The sequence below is a fragment of the Photorhabdus heterorhabditis genome, assembly GCF_001280945.1.
GTDB classification, from domain to species: domain Bacteria; phylum Pseudomonadota; class Gammaproteobacteria; order Enterobacterales; family Enterobacteriaceae; genus Photorhabdus; species Photorhabdus heterorhabditis.
On sequence record NZ_LJCS01000023.1, the window covers coordinates 43,385 to 60,501 of the forward strand.

Genomic DNA, 17,117 nt, shown 5'->3' on the forward strand with positions numbered 1-17,117 from the left:
TAGAAACCGAAATCTGTATTTTTCTGATGCTCACGACTCTGAAAAACCATGTATATGGAAGAGACTCGCTTTGCTTAAATTTTGAAATGATGTCTGATGCTAATTTTACAGGGGATCTCATGAAGACGATCTATAACGAAAAATTGGAAGTTTTCACTGCTGACTATTGCAATGGTATGCACTTACAGGTAGAGGAAAACAACACAAATCCTCCGTTGTTAACTGAGAAATTATCTGACGGAATTCACATAAACCGAATTCGTTTTGAGCTTAACAAAGATTTCACAGAATATTGTGAGGAGCCGCCAAACGTATCAATTGCTTTTATTCTAAGTGGGAAGGGGAAAATGGCGATTGAGAACAGTGATGTTTTGGATATTAATCCAGGAACAATGGTATTTTTCTATTCACCTAAGATGACGCGTGGCATGAGTTTCTTTAACCGTGGAACGTGGCATATTCTCGATATCCGTTTTTCTCTGAAAGAAATTGAAGCTCAGGAGTTGCCCTGTTTTACCAAATTAACTGCGGGTTTTGAGAAAAATGCCAGCTACAGTGATGTCTTGATGATGGCTCGTCCTATCTATCCCCCCTTTATGCAGATAGTCAATCAAATAGAAGAATGTCAATTAAATGGTAATGTCAGGAAGGTTTATTTAAAGGCGAAGGCGTTAGAGATACTCGCTTGTGTGACGGCTCAAATTTATGATTGTCAATATAATGTGATTAACGGTTTGCAGCGTCGAGCTGTTTATAATGCAATAAAAATAATTAACAGCGATTATCATTACCCTTGGACAATAAAATCATTATCGAAAGCAGTTGGTTTGAATGAGCGGAAATTAAAAGAAGGATTTCGTGCTGTTGTTTTCCGTACTTTCCATCAATATCTGGAAAACGTTCGTATGATCACGGCGGAAGATTTATTGAAAAAAGGGATGAGTGTGATTGAGGTTTCCACTGCGGTGGGTTATTCCAGTCCAAGTCATTTTTCTAAACGTTTCCGGCAACATTATTTGATCAACCCCAAAGCATGGCAGGCGAAATATGCTGTGAGCCACACATTATTGGCAGAACATATTGCCGCGGAAAGTAAGTAGAAGTTTCTATTTTATCGTTGAAGATTAAGGGAATTCTCAAAAGGTGGCCATTTTTTATGGCCACTCTATGGATAGGGATATCGCATGATTTTTATGTTATGCCAGTATTATATTATCTGCGGATAGACTATCCATGCTGACGCCAACCAAAGTGACGGAGTTTTGACCGAAGGTAAACACCAGATTATTGTCTACTATAGAGGCGTGATCCAGATAACTACTTTCATCACTGCTACCTTTGGTACCCAGGAACACCAGTTTGTCGGTTTTGTTGTAACCATAGATGATATCTTGTCCAAATTCACCGTTGAACAGGAAGGTATTGTTATTGCCTTGGCTTTTCAGCACATCGTTACCTTCACCGCCAACAAAGACATTATTGTTACCGAAGCCGATCAGAGTATCGTCACCATCCAGACCGAATAACCAAGAGCCGGAGGTTTTTGCTGTAAGAGTATTATCCCCGTCGTTGCCGGTTACTGAATTAGAGTATTTCGTTAACCCCTTATTGGAGGAGTACAAACCGTCGTTTCTGACTTGAGAATCTACTTCTTTGGTGAAAAACAGCCAGGTACTTTCTTTGCTTCTTATTGTGGAGATATCGGTGGCAATGGTGATACCACCTTGTGCATCGCGCAGATACAATGTACCCGCTTTGTCATAGGCTATTTCCGCACCTTTTAACGACTTCTGTAAGTCAAAGGTATTATGGCCTTTCCCGCCGGCAATAATGTTAAATCCGCCATCATCACGGAATATATCATTCCCGTCGCGTCCTTCCAGATAATCGTTTCCTTTACTTCCTTTAATTAGGTCGTTGCCGTCGGTACCGATAATAAAAGTACTGCCAGTGTGTTTCTCAGCATTTCGGTTTAAATCCTGTACCCAGGTATTTACACGAGAGACGTTGGAAAGATTGCTGACAACAATAGTCGAATCTTTATGAGTTAGGTCGTAAAATACTGAATCCATAATGCGCTGCATGCCGCTCTGGTAAAACGGAGTTACATGCGAAACCCAGGTTGATGGGTTAGCAATAGAGAAAGGCAATACATTCCACCAGTTTGAAGCATAGTGATCATTAAAGTTAACAATATTATTTGTCGCAGAATCCTTTGGTGCATCATGTACGCCGGGTGATGACGAAGTGACGCTGGTACCCGTCAATACGCGGAATACGGGATCATTTTCATATCCCACGTTCAACACCTTGCCATCCTTCTCATACTGTGATGGTGAAGCGAAAGTTATGTAGTTAGACTGGGAGTAGAATCCACCCCATTTTTCATTACTGGCTTCCGCCATACTGTTCGTCGCTAATCCTCCCAAACTATGACCGCTGACCACAATGTCACTGCCAGTCAGGCCATTAGCTTTAGCGTAATTAGCCACATGATCCAACAACCGACCAAAAGCGTTTGGTGTATAGTTATTCGAATATTCTGTCTTTCCTAAGCCGACCAACACATTGTTGATAATGTCACCGAATGTATCGGTGATTATTGTTTCCCGTGGGCCGCTGGTGCCACGAAATGCAATGCCAATAGAAATCAAATTGCCGTCGGCATCATATTTCCCCATCACTTCCGCTTGGGCTGTGGAGTGACTTGATTTTTCGCCATAAAAGGTACCGCGGGCATCTGTTTTACCCTGATAGCCTAACTCGTCAGCGCTGATAGTAAACCATCCGGCTTCGTTAAGGTTATCTCGTGCTTGTTTTTCCGAATCTGGGTTCCAGGGCAATTTAGGCGTGATGCCTTGTGAGGTTGTACTGCCGATAATGGCCTTCAATAACGTTAATGGCATCCCTAAGCCAAAACCGTAATTGTAATATCCCTCGGCAAATCCACTCCCCAGATTATGATAAGCATACCCGGAAATAGCTTTAGCGTCGGAAAATAACTCTTTTGAAGTAGTGTCATCAAAATCTTTATACTGAAAAACACCCATGATGCATATCCTTGTAAGGTTAAAATAAGGTTAAAAGAGTGTTCTAAAAATATTAACGAACTAGGTAAGTATAGATTGCTACAGTTGATTTAAAGTTTAATTATCTGATAATTTATAAATTAGTGAGCCATCATGAAGATTTGATATTTTTGTGTAACTTATGTTGAATAAATGTTGCAGCAGTGCTAGGGAGCTGGAGAACAAGATTAAAAATGGAGTAAATGATGGATGGCAATAGTTCATGCCACTATAAAGGGGATTTATTAATTTGATTTAGTATTTATACCCTTCATCTTTCAAGCTGCGGCTTTGTTGGCTGCGTTCACTTACCCCAGTCACATCGTTATCTATGCTCTTGGGGATGCGTTCTCTTGCCGCCGCGCTGCAAATTGAAATCTATTGGGTATATAAAAATCTATGGTCACCCTCCGTTTTTGCAACACTCATTTTGATGAATTTTGGGCTTGCTTAAATCTATCCGGCGTCACTATAGGCAAGGAACCTGCGCCTCGATGAGTTCCGCGCCTGATGAACCTTAAAAGTGTGCCAGCTTCAAGGAGCCAATTTTTATGCCAGGTTTCTCATCAGGCCGGTAGGCCGTTCATGTCATCAATTATCAGTCTTCGCAAAACCAGTGGGGTAATCGTTAAATAGATTCACAATGACGTCAGTTTCAGGCAACAAATACCGTGTGTTGTATCGTAATAGCCCAGGCTATCCGGGCGAGTTTATTAGCCAACGCACAGGCCACGAGATTAGAATGCTTTCGTTCAAGTTGCTGCTTAACCCAGTCAGCCAGTTTGCCTTTTCTATGCTCGATATGCAGTATGAACGTTCGGGCACAGAGCACTAACAGTTGCCGGAGTGTCTTGTTACCCCGTTTACTGATCCCCAATAAGGTTGTCTTTCCCCCAGTACTGTACTGGCGGGGAACCAATCCCGTCGAGGCTGCAAAATCCCGGCTGTGTGCGTATTGCTTCCCATCGCCCAGTTGTGAGGAAAGCACACTCGCCGTGATAGGGCCAATGCCGGGGATCGTCATCAGCCGTTGTCCGGCATCATCCTGAGCAATCTCCTGTGACAGGGCGGTTTCAATCTCGGTGATTTGTTTAACCAGATAGTGATAATGCGCCTGTAACCGCAGTAATACCTGTACCAGATAAGGGGGAAGTTCATGTTCACCCAACACAGTGGAGAGCTGTTTTATCACAGCAATTCCCTTGGGCATACTGATGCCAAACTCAAGCAGGAAAGCCTGCATCTGGTTAGTGGTTTTCACTTTATCCCGGACCAGCGATTCCCGGGCAACAATCATGCAGTCAGACAACCATCAAGGGATTAAGCCCGTTAATGAGCTCATTAGTGTGGGGCACTTTTTTAACTCACTATAAATTAAGCAATTAAGCGTGCTTATCAGATAGCAGTGAGAACCACTCAATCGCCACAATTCCCCGTAACCTGAGTGGTTAAACTATTTTATCCAGCTTTCATCGAATCCATGCCCCACATTTTTTTACGCTCTCACTGGATTGCCGACAGTAACGTAATATTCCGGTGAACTCACCTTGCGTTGTCAGATAACAACAAAATGGGATGTTAACTGAAGGGATTCTCAGGCCAAGGCAGCAGCTCATTCAACCGATTGTTCGGCCAGGAAGGGGTAGTGACCGGGTAGCCCGGTCACTACCCCTTCCAGTGGACGGATCTCTCCAACCGTTGTCGAATCATCGGCATGAATAATTACGTCAAGCAATGCCAGTGTTTTATCAGATTCATCGCCTAACGTCGCGTCGGGCATTCTATTTCCGGCCAAACAAAATGGGGACGCTAAATTAGAATTTTCGAGAACCGTTTCAATACGGATATCATGAATCCAGTGTTCGAAAAAGTTGTACTCGTAGGTAAAACGGTCACCGGCATCAAATTCAAAATCATTCAGCATGATTTTGTAAGGATTGTCAGGAAACCCGATCCCACCGGAGTAGGAAATACCGTAATTTTTGCCATAAATACGGAATTGATGCAGATGATCATCCTACCATCCCAGCGCGATCTGAATGATATAGTGCAAAGCCGCTAAAGAAGTCTCGCCTGATAATCTGAATCGGCGCCAGACCATTGGACTGATACCTCGGAGGGCGACTTTCACAATATAAGTTTTCATGGTAGAGAGTCTGATGAAACACGTACTTAATTGCTCATTCTATCGTCGATTTACACAGTACCCCACAGATTTTTATGCTCTCTTTGCCCCTCGTTTCAAAGCAGGGGCATATGAGCTTACCCGCTATGTGCCAAGATTAAATGCCCAGTCTCGGCGGTGGTCGGCTTGACGGTGATCTCAATGTCGCAGCCCAGCCGGTTCAGACACGCCATCAACTTACGCTCTGACAGGTTGGAGAAGTCGCCCCGGAACAGATGAGACACCTTCGCCTGACTGATCCCCATACGTTCGCCAGCAGTGGTTTGTGTCAGCCCCAGCCGCCGGATAGATTTGATGATCTCAACGGCCAGGCCAGATTTGATTTTTTGTTTTTCGGCATCAGCGAAGCCCAGATCGGCAAACACGTTACCGGAGCTGATTTCAACCTCTATGCCATTAATGGTTTTCTCTTTCATTTTTCATCTCCTGGGCCATGACAGCAGCCACTTTCAGTCGATTGCGGATGATGTCCATTTCTTCTTTCGGTGTCGCTATGCCGCGTTTACTCTTCTTCTGGAACGCATGCAGCACAAAGACCGCCTCGTCAAATTTCACCGTGTAAACGGCCCGGTAGGTACCGCCTATATCATCCTCGACCACTTCAAGAACGCCGGCGCCACCAAACCCTTTCATTACCTTCACCGCATCATGCTTTTCGCCACGCTGCGCAAAGTCCAGTGTAAAACCAAAGAAGCGCTGCACGTCCTTCGGCAAATCCAGCAAATCTTTCTTGCTGCTGCCAATCCACACTAGCGGCTTTTCACCTTGTTGCCCCATCCTGATTATACCTTTTCTGGTATGGCGTAAATTACACTATACCATAAATGGTATATTCTGCAACTCCCTCAACCATCCAGTTACAGGAGAGCGTAAAAATCTATGGTCACCCTCGTTTTTGCAACACTCATTTTGATGAATTTTGGGCTTGCTTAAATCTATCCGGCGTCACTATAGGCAAGGAACCTGCGCCTCGATGAGTTCCGCGCCTGATGAACCTTAAAATTGATGTTGCCAGAGCTTCACTCGAAATTGCGCTTAGTGCACAGGGAATTGTCATGACATTCCCAAATACCCCTGAAGGCCATGATCAACTAGCATCTACTTTGGCTAACTATGAGATTGATTTAGTTGTATTAGAAGCAACCGGTGGTTATGAGATGCCCGTTGCTTGTGTTTTACAGACCAGAGGGCTGGCTGTTGCTATCGTCAATCCCCGACAAGCCCGTGATTTTGCTAAGGCAATGGGATATCTAGCCAAAACCGATAAAATAGATGCCCAAATGCTGGCACAGTTAGCCCTGGTTTTATCTCAACAAACAGATCGGGATAAAATAACCAGAGTGTTGCCCTCTGCTCAGCAACAAGTGCTGCAAGCCATGATCACATGTCGTCGCCAATTAGTCACACTTTCCGTCTCGGAGCGCCAAAGATTAGGAAGTTGCCATCCAGAAATTCGAGAAAGCATCACTTTAATGATCAGTTTTATACAAGAACAACTTAAGGTCATTGAATCGGCGTTATCTAAACACATCAAGGCCCATCATCGTTCCAAACTCGATTTATTATCGACAGTAAAAGGCGTTGGTCCTGCCACAATAGCCACTTTGATCGCCGATGTCCCGGAGTTGGGTAAGTTAACACGCCGTGAAATTAGTGCCTTGGTTGGCGTTGCACCGTTTAATCAGGATTCGGGATTCTTCTGGGGAAAACGAACAATCTTTGGAGGAAGAGCAATAGTGCGTCGAATGTTATATATGGCTACGTTAACAGCAATTAGATTTAACCCCGTTCTCTGCGCTTTCTACAAGAGATTGACCGAAGCAGGCAAGCCAAATAAAGTCGCCATCGTTGCTTGTATGCGTAAATGACTGGTCATTCTCAATGCAATGATAAAAACAAATAAACCGTGGGATGAATCATTCCACACGGTTTAAAGTGAAAGACAGTTGCTCATTAGTGTGAATTATGGTGGAAAAACTTTATCGTTGATTCACTCATTCAATTGAGTAAGTCCATGAAATTTTTATTGATTCCATACAAGTTACAGTAAATAACATCTCCATTTAAGCAGAAAAGGAGTATTTTATCGTGAATTGGCATGCTGTTTTAATGTTTTTATCTCTATAATGAGCCTTTCTTCATGTAGTTCTACTATTTTATTTTGCGAGATCCAGATATGAAGCATTCTCCATTGCGGCGTTCATTGTTATTGGCTGGTATTACTCTTCCATTGGTCAACTTTGCTTTTCCCGCTTGGGCAGGTGCGATTCCTTCATCATTGCATAAACAACTTGCTGAGTTGGAAAATAGTGCGAAAGGCCGTTTGGGGGTGACGCTGATCAATACTGTAAATGGTCAGGCGATCCAGTATCGGGGGGATGAACGCTTCCCTTTCTGTAGTACTTTCAAGCTGATAGTTGCTGCTGCGGTGCTGCACAAAAGTATGTCTCAATCGGACTTGCTGGCAAAACATATCAATTACAGCGAGGTGGACTTGCTGTCTTATGCGCCTATTGCTCGCAAGCATCTGGATCAGGGGATGAGCATCACGCAATTATGTGCTGCAACATTGCAATACAGCGACAACACGGCAGCCAATCTGTTAATTAAAGAATTAGGTGGGGTGGCGGCTATTAACCATTTTACCCAAAGCCTTGGTGACCATACATTCCGGCTTGACCGTTGGGAACCTGATTTGAACAGCGCCATTCCTGATGATCCCAGAGATACAACAACACCGGCAGCAATGGCGGCCAGTGTGAATAAAATCGCATTTGGGGCGGTTCTGGCTGCATCACAACGAGACCAGTTGATCGACTGGCTCAAAGGAAATACCACTGGAGATGCGAGTATTCGTGCTGGTGCTCCGGCAGGTTGGGTAGTGGGAGACAAAACTGGCGGTGGTGATTACGGTACCACTAACGATGTAGCCATACTTTGGCCGCCAAAGGGAGCACCTGTGATCCTGGCAGTTTACTTCACCCAATTTCAGCAAGATGCCGAATCACGTCGTGATGTGCTGGCTTCGGCTACGCGGTTGGTGATGGAGCATTTGGCTTAACCAAGATGTTAGCAGGGCAAAGAAGGCGGCTAAAAACGGCCCTGTGTTTATCACAGATCGCGGTAAGCCAGCGCATGTCTTGCTAACTTTTGAAGAGTACCAACGAATCACCAAGCTTTTTATGATATGACTGTTGTCACACGAAATATCATTGATTTTGAGTTGACTGACGTACCAATATTAAATCCTTGGGTTTAAAGATGAAATTTGAACGATTCTTATCGGCGCTTAAATGGTTATTATCCACTGAACCTTATCGTATTCCTGACGATATTTATCCCTGACAGTAGAACGGCAACGGTCTTAATTCTCACGATTTCCTTTCAAACGGGATAAGATCCAGATTCCTATTCCAGTCGGTATACCTGTCACTACCCCTTTTTTTACTGAAAAAACAACATCATCATGCCAACTAAAGATGAATGTTTCGTTTTTCAAATAAACTAAAATCGCAGCACACAGGCATCCTGATAAGACCACCATAATCATAATAATTGTGCAGAATAACAGAAGAATCAGTAATGACTTAAAATGAGTTATCATTTCGCTCCTCCTGATTTATCCAGCTTATCCTCAACTTTACTGCCTGTAACTTCACTGGCTATAGCACCACCAATAGCTCCGATAGTACTTGCCGTTTTATCCGATACTATAGGGAAATATTTATTTCCAACGTCGATTACTTTTCCTCCAGCAGTACCTACAACATTACCAACTGCTGCACCTACTGCCGGTGCAAGTGGATTTTTATCTTGCAATTTTGCCCCAACATAAGCACCCGTTATACTCGCCACTTCTGTAAACCAAAAGCCTTTGCCTTGTGTTACCGCTCCTGTTCCCGTGGCTATCAATGCGTCAGTCATGTTCACTGGACCATTTGTCAATTGATTACTAACATTAGCGGTTCCACTGATTATACCTCCAGCAAAAATACTTCCCACTGTTGCTCCTGATGGTAGTAACAGTGGTGCTGCTACCGTGGACATTCCTGCTCCCCAAGCGACTAACAATCCTCTTGCCGGATCTTGTCCTTCCGGGTGATCGCCTTTGGCATGTTTTGACAATGCCGCTGAAATCTCTTGAGGGGATTTACCTTCATTTAACATCGCGGTAGCCAAACTTGATGCTGACCGACCATAATCCGCCATGCCTTTGGGTAAGCTAAGGGCATTATTATCCGCAACAATCCTGACCAGAAGGCCAGAATTCTTATTTGCTAAGAACCGGAAGGGGGAAATTTCTCTTTGCTTTCTTTTAGGTTAGCTAAAATCGACGCTCCAATACCTAAAGGTATCCCTCCTGCAATACCCACTTTAGCAGCATATATAACATCATTAAGATTAAAGTCTATTTCGCCAAATTGATAATAAGCAATCATTCCGACGACAAATCTTATAAGTAAGGTTGTAGTAAATAACGATGCAATAGTGGATAGAGTCAGAAAAAACAATAAATATGGAAAAACAATCGTAGATTTCATTTTTTACTCCAGTTTTTATTTAACTTCTCTTCTACTGTACTGCTCGCAACTTCAGAGCTTATTGCACCAGAACCCGCACCAATGGCTTCAGCAACAGCTCCTGATACTACAGGTTTAAATTTATCAGTAACTACTTTACCGGTCCCTGCACCTATCACGTTACCAATACCTGCACCAATTACAGGCGATAAAGGATCTTTCCCTTGTAATTTAGCGCCTGCATACGCACCAGTAATACTCGCTATTTCTGTAAACCAAAAGCCTTTGCCTTGTGTTACTGCCCCCGTTCCCGTGGCTATCAATGCGTCAGTCATGTTCACTGGGCCATTTGTCAATTGATTACTAACATTAGCGGTTCCACTGATTATACCTCCAGCAAAAATACTTCCCACTGTTGCTCCTGATGGTAGTAACAGTGGTGCTGCTACCGTGGACATTCCTGCTCCCCAAGCGACTAATAATCCTCTTACCGGATCTTGTCCTTCCGGGTGATCACCTTTGGCATGTTTTGACAATGCTGCCGAAATCTCTTGAGGGGATTTACCTTCATTTAGCATAGCGGTAGCCAGACTGGATGCTGACCGACCGTAATCCGCCAGCCCTTTTGGCAAGCTTAGTGCATTATTGTCAGTCTTTATTTTCTTTTAACTTGGACATAATCCAGATACCGATTCCTGTAGGAATACCTGTACTAGCACCCATTTTAAAAGAGTAATAGACATCTTCTAGAGAGAAGAAAAATTGTCCATCGGTGAAATAAAAAATGGTTGCTAGAATAAGGCTGGTAATAAAAACCATACAAAAAAATAATATAAACCATAGACTGGTAAGCAATAAAAGAGCCCGATAAGTGGCTTTTTGATGTTTCACTTACCACCTCCACGTTTATCTAACTGATTTTCAACTCTATTTCCTACCGCTTCAGAAATTAGAGCTCCACCGATAGCACCGCCGACTTCACTTTTAATTGGGTTCGCCACTATTGGCGCTAGTTTATCAGTAATAACTTTTCCTCCAATTGCACCTACAACATTACCAACTGCTGCACCTGCTACCGGTGCAAGTGGGCTTTTATCCTGTAGTTTTGCCCCAACATACGCACCAGTAATACTCGCTATTTCTGTAAACCAAAAGCCTTTGCCTTGTGTTACTGCCCCCGTTCCCGTGGCTATCAATGCGTCAGTCATGTTCACTGGGCCATTTGTCAATTGATTACTAACATTAGCGGTTCCACTGATTATACCTCCAGCAAAAATACTTCCCACTGTTGCTCCTGATGGTAGTAGCAGTGGTGCTGCTACCGTGGACATTCCTGCTCCCCAAGCGACTAATAATCCTCTTACCGGATCTTGTCCTTCCGGGTGATCGCCTTTGGCATGTTTTGACAATGCTGCCGAAATCTCTTGAGGGGATTTACCTTCATTTAACATAGCGGTAGCCAGACTTGATGCTGACCGACCATAATCCGCCATGCCTTTGGGTAAGCTCAGGGCATTATTATCCGCAACAACGCATTCCATTGCGAAGTTGACCGCCGGACACCAATTACTCCAATGTACTCAATCGGTTACAAACGATTTTTCCCGGGGTAGTTCGATGTCCGGCCCATAATGCCCCGACGCGACTTTTACCACCGATTAGTTGGTCTCGGTCATCGCGAATGGAGGAACCAATCATCTAGATGAGGCCCCCTCTAAACCGATAATTAAAAGTAAAATCCCAACTTAAAAACCGAGATTTTAATCATGTAATGAGATCTACTTTTGTATTCATCAACACATTTATAAACTCGTCTAACGGGAATTTCATTTCTATTGGTTTTTCCAAAATCCTACTATCTGAAAAAAATTCAATCTCAATAGAATCAATTCCCTTGTCTTTGTTAAGTTGACAAAGTATTTGCCCCCTATACGAAATTTCTGCTGTCAGCTCTTCGTATCTGGAGTCACTAAAAAAATCCACTTCAAAATTATTAGCCATTTTTTACCTTTTAGGATCTAAAAAACCTGAGAAAGAACCATCTGAGTTGTAGCGGACACCTCTACCATCAGGTAGACGGTATTCTATACCACCCTTGGATAAATCGGTTCGGACAGTATTCTTATTATTCAACACTTCATTTACGAACCGGCTAGCTGCTTCATTTTTCTGAGTAACATTTCCTTTTAACGGCTCAAATATTCCTCCTGGTCTTCCTGCGTGTTTTTCCCAAGCACGAGCCCCAGCAGATAATCCTTGATTATTAATAGGCTTATTAGCAGAAGATACTAAATCACTCTTTTTAAACTTATCATCAAAATTTTTGGAATCAGATTGCTGAGTTCTCGCATTCTCCTCATCCTGTGGTTCCCAACCACTAGGTGATCCAGAACCAACTCCACCATACTGAGACTTTTCTTCATTTGTCAGATTCTTCCCTACATTTGGTTGGCTTTCATTATCGACATAATCTGACGAACATACCCGGCCAAAAGAACATTGGGTGGCTTTATCTATAGACTCTCCCATTTCCTTCAATTTTTTGTCCAAAGCTGAAGCTATTGTCTGGTTTGCTTCATTCACGGCTTCACCCGTGTTTGAACCGGCTATCGGTGGTGGTGGCATTGGTATAGCTAGGGCATTATTATCAACGACTATTTATAAACATTTATTCTTTCCCACTGAATATCAGGCAAAATATTACGTAACAAATTCCAGATAAAATATCTAACGGCGTCATGGTAATTACAAAAAATGCATAGCCCATGTCTTCCACCTCTTTCTGAATAATACGCTACCCAGAGACCTTCCTCTAAATGTAAACAATATTTATCATCTATATCAGGTTGATTAAGAGCATAGAGGTCATCCTCTACTCCATGCTCAGAGAGTAACCTATTAATTTCATTAAATATTTCATCAAGTGGTAATTGCATGTTAACAACTCTTGCCAAAGTATTTTCAGCCAAATCGTGTTCTAATCTCATTTTTCGACCTTATTAATATATTTGTTCTTACATCACTAGCTACATTTGGTGGGTGCTGATAATTGTTCTATTTAATCCCAGCTCTGCCATTGATTAGATTAAATATTATCTTGGTGGGCTGGTACTAACTGAGTAAACTAAAACAAAAAATCCAAAATAGAGCCTGTCTTTTCATCGGGAAACACTGACGAAAAGACAGGCTTTTATCTAAGATTGCTACTTATGTATTTTTAAAAAGATCAATTGATTTCCAGCTGATTTCAGGCAGTTTATCTTTTAACAAGAACCATATAAAAAAATTGACAGCATCATGGACATTACAAAAAATACACAACCCAGAACGAACCCCTCTTTCTGAGAAATACGTAATCCAAAAACCATCTTCCATATGCAAGCAATAATGTTCATCACAATCAGGACTCCCTAATGCAAAACTATTTATTGGAATATCGTATGCATTCAATATTTTCCTTATTTCTGTATATATATCTTCAAAAGGTAATTTTTTATTTATTTCCTTCTGTATTTCATAATTATCTAGCATATTAAATATGTTCATTATTCAGCCTTTTTAATATATTCATTCTTTATTAGATACTCAATGCTATATGGCAACCTATACTGAACTCCACCTCCCGGCTCACCAAAGGCCGGAGCTATGGTGCCTTTTTCAACTCCAGGTATTGGTTTTAATACTTCATACTTAACAGGTGGATAAGCGACCGTTCCAGGAGCTAATGAACGCTCTGGATATGGAACTCCAGACGGTGACACAAAAGTGCCTGTTTCAGATCCAAATCTATCAAGGATAGTCCCTTTGGGGAGTGTCGTTTGTGAAACACTTCCTGGAAGTGCACCATTATTTGGGGGCCAGTTCCAGTCCCCTTTTTCATTTCGATATTTACCATATTGAGACCATCCAGCAGCTTCTTCATCCACCACAAGCGTATTCTTTTCTGCAACACGATTGGGAAGTTGTGGTGAAGACTCTTTTGTAGCGTATTTACTCAAAGACAGATATGCTTTCGCTGCCGCAAACTGTATCAGCTTTGCTTCACTGTTGGGTATCCCTCCGGCAACAATTTCCGCCGCCTTCTGCGGTGTCATCTGCTCATTCGATAACACGACATCCAATGGAACACCAAAGAAGTTCCCCCACGCAATAATCAGACCTTTTGCCGGGTCCTGACCATCAGGGACTTGCCCTTTTAGATAGTGAGTTAAGGCTGCGTTGATTTCTTCGGGTGTTGCCCCGGATTGAGCCATCTTTTGAGCCAGCGACCCCGCACCTTCAAAATGTTTAGCGCCTTCGGCACCAAACAGACTTCCCATGCTGAGGGCATTATTATCCGCAACAACGCATTCCATTGCGAAGTTGACCGCCGGACACCAATTACTCCAATGTACTCAATCGGTTACAAACGATTTTTCCCGGGGTAGTTCGATGTCCGGCCCATAATGCCCCGACGCGACTTTTACCACCGATTAGTTGGTCTCGGTCATCGCGAATGGAGGAACCAATCATCTAGATGAGGCCCCCTCTAAACCGATAATTAAAAGTAAAATCCCAACTTAAAAACCGAGATTTTAATCATGTAATGAGATCTACTTTTGTATTCATCAACACATTTATAAACTCGTCTAACGGGAATTTCATTTCTATTGGTTTTTCCAAAATCCTACTATCTGAAAAAAATTCAATCTCAATAGAATCAATTCCCTTGTCTTTGTTAAGTTGACAAAGTATTTGCCCCCTATACGAAATTTCTGCTGTCAGCTCTTCGTATCTGGAGTCACTAAAAAAATCCACTTCAAAATTATTAGCCATTTTTTACCTTTTAGGATCTAAAAAACCTGAGAAAGAACCATCTGAGTTGTAGCGGACACCTCTACCATCAGGTAGACGGTATTCTATACCACCCTTGGATAAATCGGTTCGGACAGTATTCTTATTATTCAACACTTCATTTACGAACCGGCTAGCTGCTTCATTTTTCTGAGTAACATTTCCTTTTAACGGCTCAAATATTCCTCCTGGTCTTCCTGCGTGTTTTTCCCAAGCACGAGCCCCAGCAGATAATCCTTGATTATTAATAGGCTTATTAGCAGAAGATACTAAATCACTCTTTTTAAACTTATCATCAAAATTTTTGGAATCAGATTGCTGAGTTCTCGCATTCTCCTCATCCTGTGGTTCCCAACCACTAGGTGATCCAGAACCAACTCCACCATACTGAGACTTTTCTTCATTTGTCAGATTCTTCCCTACATTTGGTTGGCTTTCATTATCGACATAATCTGACGAACATACCCGGCCAAAAGAACATTGGGTGGCTTTATCTATAGACTCTCCCATTTCCTTCAATTTTTTGTCCAAAGCTGAAGCTATTGTCTGGTTTGCTTCATTCACGGCTTCACCCGTGTTTGAACCGGCTATCGGTGGGGGTGGCATTGGTATAGCTAGGGCATTATTATCAACGACTATTTATAAACATTTATTCTTTCCCACTGAATATCAGGCAAAATATTACGTAACAAATTCCAGATAAAATATCTAACGGCGTCATGGTAATTACAAAAAATGCATAGCCCATGTCTTCCACCTCTTTCTGAATAATACGCTACCCAGAGACCTTCCTCTAAATGTAAACAATATTTATCATCTATATCAGGTTGATTAAGAGCATAGAGGTCATCCTCTACTCCATGCTCAGAGAGTAACCTATTAATTTCATTAAATATTTCATCAAGTGGTAATTGCATGTTAACAACTCTTGCCAAAGTATTTTCAGCCAAATCGTGTTCTAATCTCATTTTTCGACCTTATTAATATATTTGTTCTTACATCACTAGCTACATTTGGTGGGTGCTGATAATTGTTCTATTTAATCCCAGCTCTGCCATTGATTAGATTAAATATTATCTTGGTGGGCTGGTACTAACTGAGTAAACTAAAACAAAAAATCCAAAATAGAGCCTGTCTTTTCATCGGGAAACACTGACGAAAAGACAGGCTTTTATCTAAGATTGCTACTTATGTATTTTTAAAAAGATCAATTGATTTCCAGCTGATTTCAGGCAGTTTATCTTTTAACAAGAACCATATAAAAAAATTGACAGCATCATGGACATTACAAAAAATACACAACCCAGAACGAACCCCTCTTTCTGAGAAATACGTAATCCAAAAACCATCTTCCATATGCAAGCAATAATGTTCATCACAATCAGGACTCCCTAATGCAAAACTATTTATTGGAATATCGTATGCATTCAATATTTTCCATATATATCTTCAAAAGGTAATTTTTTATTTATTTCCTTCTGTATTTCATAATTATCTAGCATATTAAATATGTTCATTATTCAGCCTTTTTAATATATTCATTCTTTATTAGATACTCAATGCTATATGGCAACCTATACTGAACTCCACCTCCCGGCTCACCAAAGGCCGGAGCTATGGTGCCTTTTTCAACTCCAGGTATTGGTTTTAATACTTCATACTTAACAGGTGGATAAGCGACCGTTCCAGGAGCTAATGAACGCTCTGGATATGGAACTCCAGACGGTGACACAAAAGTGCCTGTTTCAGATCCAAATCTATCAAGGATAGTCCCTTTGGGGAGTGTCGTTTGTGAAACACTTCCTGGAAGTGCACCATTATTTGGGGGCCAGTTCCAGTCCCCTTTTTCATTTCGATATTTACCATATTGAGACCATCCAGCAGCTTCTTCATCCACCACAAGCGTATTCTTTTCTGCAACACGATTGGGAAGTTGTGGTGAAGACTCTTTTGTAGCGTATTTACTCAAAGACAGATATGCTTTCGCTGCCGCAAACTGTATCAGCTTTGCTTCACTGTTGGGTATCCCTCCGGCAACAATTTCCGCCGCCTTCTGCGGTGTCATCTGCTCATTCGATAACACGACATCCAATGGAACACCAAAGAAGTTCCCCCACGCAATAATCAGACCTTTTGCCGGGTCCTGACCATCAGGGACTTGCCCTTTTAGATAGTGAGTTAAGGCTGCGTTGATTTCTTCGGGTGTTGCCCCGGATTGAGCCATCTTTTGAGCCAGCGACCCCGCACCTTCAAAATGTTTAGCGCCTTCGGCACCAAACAGACTTCCCATGCTGAGGGCATTATTATCCACTGCGTTCTTCCCGGCCTGTGCCCCGGTAACGGCGCTGGCGGTGGAGTCACCGGCAATACCGCCTGCCAATCCTGCCGCCAGGGTGGAAAGGGTGCTGATAGTTTGCTTCTGCTCCTCCGTTAACTCACTGACTTTGGCCCCATCACCGTAAAGTTGCTTAATCAGGACCTGCGCCGCCAGCTCACCCGAAGCCGCCCCGG

General features: G+C 42.5%; 20 protein-coding genes and 6 pseudogenes. 4 read left to right on the plus strand and 22 right to left on the minus strand.

All coding sequences use genetic code 11. The features are described 5' to 3' along the window. Window positions 1–119: 119 nt before the first annotated feature. On the plus strand, window positions 120–1,100 hold the full coding sequence (locus AM629_RS10015; protein ID WP_054478542.1) for a helix-turn-helix transcriptional regulator: 981 nt from the start codon (window positions 120–122) through the stop codon (window positions 1,098–1,100). 96 nt (window positions 1,101–1,196) lie between these two features. Here AM629_RS10015 and AM629_RS10020 read toward each other — a convergent pair whose 3' ends face one another. From AM629_RS10020 to AM629_RS10040, 6 genes and pseudogenes are all read right to left on the minus strand, one after another. Beyond that, window positions 1,197–3,050, minus strand: coding sequence for a polyurethane esterase (locus AM629_RS10020; protein ID WP_054478544.1), 1,854 nt, complete (start codon window positions 3,048–3,050; stop codon window positions 1,197–1,199). Between the two features lie 673 nt (window positions 3,051–3,723). Then, window positions 3,724–4,353, minus strand: a pseudogene (locus tag AM629_RS10025) (IS110 family RNA-guided transposase); the annotation flags it as partial. 327 nt (window positions 4,354–4,680) lie between these two features. After that, entirely contained in the window at window positions 4,681–4,848 is a 168-nt protein-coding gene (locus AM629_RS24580) for a hypothetical protein (protein ID WP_235525452.1), read from the minus strand. Between the two features lie 39 nt (window positions 4,849–4,887). Next, window positions 4,888–5,214 (minus strand): annotated as a pseudogene (locus AM629_RS24585) (plasmid pRiA4b ORF-3 family protein); the annotation flags it as partial. A gap of 116 nt (window positions 5,215–5,330) precedes the next feature. Then, window positions 5,331–5,669, minus strand: a complete 339-nt coding sequence (locus AM629_RS10035) for a helix-turn-helix domain-containing protein (RefSeq protein WP_054478551.1) — start codon at window positions 5,667–5,669, stop codon at window positions 5,331–5,333. Next, window positions 5,650–6,030 carry a type II toxin-antitoxin system RelE/ParE family toxin gene (locus AM629_RS10040; RefSeq protein WP_054478553.1) on the minus strand — a complete coding sequence of 127 codons (381 nt, stop codon included), beginning with the start codon at window positions 6,028–6,030 and terminating at the stop codon, window positions 5,650–5,652. The genes AM629_RS10035 and AM629_RS10040 overlap by 20 nt, the downstream gene beginning before the upstream one ends. A gap of 212 nt (window positions 6,031–6,242) precedes the next feature. Here AM629_RS10040 and AM629_RS10045 point away from each other — a divergent pair. The 3 genes and pseudogenes from AM629_RS10045 to AM629_RS22140 form a co-directional block, all read left to right on the plus strand. Continuing rightward, window positions 6,243–7,118 (plus strand): annotated as a pseudogene (locus AM629_RS10045) (IS110 family transposase); the annotation flags it as partial. Window positions 7,119–7,429: 311 nt separating this feature from the next. Then, window positions 7,430–8,314, plus strand: a complete 885-nt coding sequence (gene bla, locus AM629_RS10050) for a class A beta-lactamase (RefSeq protein ID WP_054478555.1) — start codon at window positions 7,430–7,432, stop codon at window positions 8,312–8,314. After that, window positions 8,304–8,429: pseudogene (locus AM629_RS22140) on the plus strand (type II toxin-antitoxin system prevent-host-death family antitoxin); the annotation flags it as partial. The gene bla and the pseudogene AM629_RS22140, both read left to right, overlap by 11 nt. Before the next feature lie 188 nt (window positions 8,430–8,617). Here the strand turns inward: AM629_RS22140 and AM629_RS10055 are convergent. From AM629_RS10055 to AM629_RS10130, 16 genes and pseudogenes are all read right to left on the minus strand, one after another. Then, window positions 8,618–8,857: a hypothetical protein gene (locus AM629_RS10055; protein WP_054478557.1), complete on the minus strand. Its 240-nt coding sequence runs from the start codon at window positions 8,855–8,857 to the stop codon at window positions 8,618–8,620. Next, a complete protein-coding gene (locus AM629_RS10060; protein ID WP_235525448.1) occupies window positions 8,854–9,420 on the minus strand; it encodes a hypothetical protein in 567 nt (188 codons plus the stop codon). The genes AM629_RS10055 and AM629_RS10060 overlap by 4 nt, the downstream gene beginning before the upstream one ends. Window positions 9,421–9,530: 110 nt before the next feature. Then, entirely contained in the window at window positions 9,531–9,794 is a 264-nt protein-coding gene (locus tag AM629_RS10065) for a hypothetical protein (RefSeq protein WP_054478560.1), read from the minus strand. After that, window positions 9,791–10,405, minus strand: a complete 615-nt coding sequence (locus AM629_RS10070) for a hypothetical protein (RefSeq protein ID WP_235525449.1) — start codon at window positions 10,403–10,405, stop codon at window positions 9,791–9,793. The genes AM629_RS10065 and AM629_RS10070 overlap by 4 nt, the downstream gene beginning before the upstream one ends. Window positions 10,406–10,421: 16 nt before the next feature. Continuing rightward, complete coding sequence (locus AM629_RS10075) at window positions 10,422–10,664, minus strand: hypothetical protein (protein ID WP_054478564.1); 243 nt, start codon at window positions 10,662–10,664, stop codon at window positions 10,422–10,424. Next, on the minus strand, window positions 10,661–11,314 hold the full coding sequence (locus AM629_RS10080) for a hypothetical protein (RefSeq protein WP_054478565.1): 654 nt from the start codon (window positions 11,312–11,314) through the stop codon (window positions 10,661–10,663). The genes AM629_RS10075 and AM629_RS10080 overlap by 4 nt, the downstream gene beginning before the upstream one ends. Before the next feature lie 223 nt (window positions 11,315–11,537). Continuing rightward, on the minus strand, window positions 11,538–11,774 hold the full coding sequence (locus AM629_RS10085; RefSeq protein ID WP_040150625.1) for a hypothetical protein: 237 nt from the start codon (window positions 11,772–11,774) through the stop codon (window positions 11,538–11,540). Between the two features lie 177 nt (window positions 11,775–11,951). After that, window positions 11,952–12,062: pseudogene (locus AM629_RS25240) on the minus strand (Contact-dependent inhibition of growth factor CdiA); the annotation flags it as partial. 365 nt (window positions 12,063–12,427) lie between these two features. Continuing rightward, window positions 12,428–12,760, minus strand: a complete 333-nt coding sequence (locus AM629_RS10095) for a hypothetical protein (protein WP_054478567.1) — start codon at window positions 12,758–12,760, stop codon at window positions 12,428–12,430. Window positions 12,761–12,980: 220 nt separating this feature from the next. Then, a complete protein-coding gene (locus AM629_RS10100) occupies window positions 12,981–13,319 on the minus strand; it encodes a hypothetical protein (RefSeq protein ID WP_054478569.1) in 339 nt (112 codons plus the stop codon). Further along, window positions 13,319–14,128 (minus strand): TNT domain-containing protein, encoded by an 810-nt coding sequence (locus AM629_RS23010; RefSeq protein ID WP_054478571.1) that lies wholly within the window; start codon window positions 14,126–14,128, stop codon window positions 13,319–13,321. The genes AM629_RS10100 and AM629_RS23010 overlap by 1 nt, the downstream gene beginning before the upstream one ends. Window positions 14,129–14,351: 223 nt before the next feature. Beyond that, the gene (locus AM629_RS10110) at window positions 14,352–14,588 is read right to left on the minus strand and encodes a hypothetical protein (protein WP_040150625.1); all 237 of its coding nucleotides are present in this window, start codon (window positions 14,586–14,588) and stop codon (window positions 14,352–14,354) included. Window positions 14,589–14,765: 177 nt separating this feature from the next. Beyond that, a pseudogene (locus tag AM629_RS25245) lies at window positions 14,766–14,876 on the minus strand (Contact-dependent inhibition of growth factor CdiA); the annotation flags it as partial. A gap of 365 nt (window positions 14,877–15,241) precedes the next feature. Next, on the minus strand, window positions 15,242–15,574 hold the full coding sequence (locus AM629_RS10120; protein ID WP_054478567.1) for a hypothetical protein: 333 nt from the start codon (window positions 15,572–15,574) through the stop codon (window positions 15,242–15,244). A gap of 220 nt (window positions 15,575–15,794) precedes the next feature. After that, window positions 15,795–16,037 carry a hypothetical protein gene (locus tag AM629_RS23940; RefSeq protein ID WP_054478573.1) on the minus strand — a complete coding sequence of 81 codons (243 nt, stop codon included), beginning with the start codon at window positions 16,035–16,037 and terminating at the stop codon, window positions 15,795–15,797. An 85-nt stretch (window positions 16,038–16,122) separates the two neighbouring features. Then, window positions 16,123–17,117: glycohydrolase toxin TNT-related protein (locus AM629_RS10130; RefSeq protein WP_152911993.1), on the minus strand; the 995-nt coding region annotated here is incomplete at its 5' end.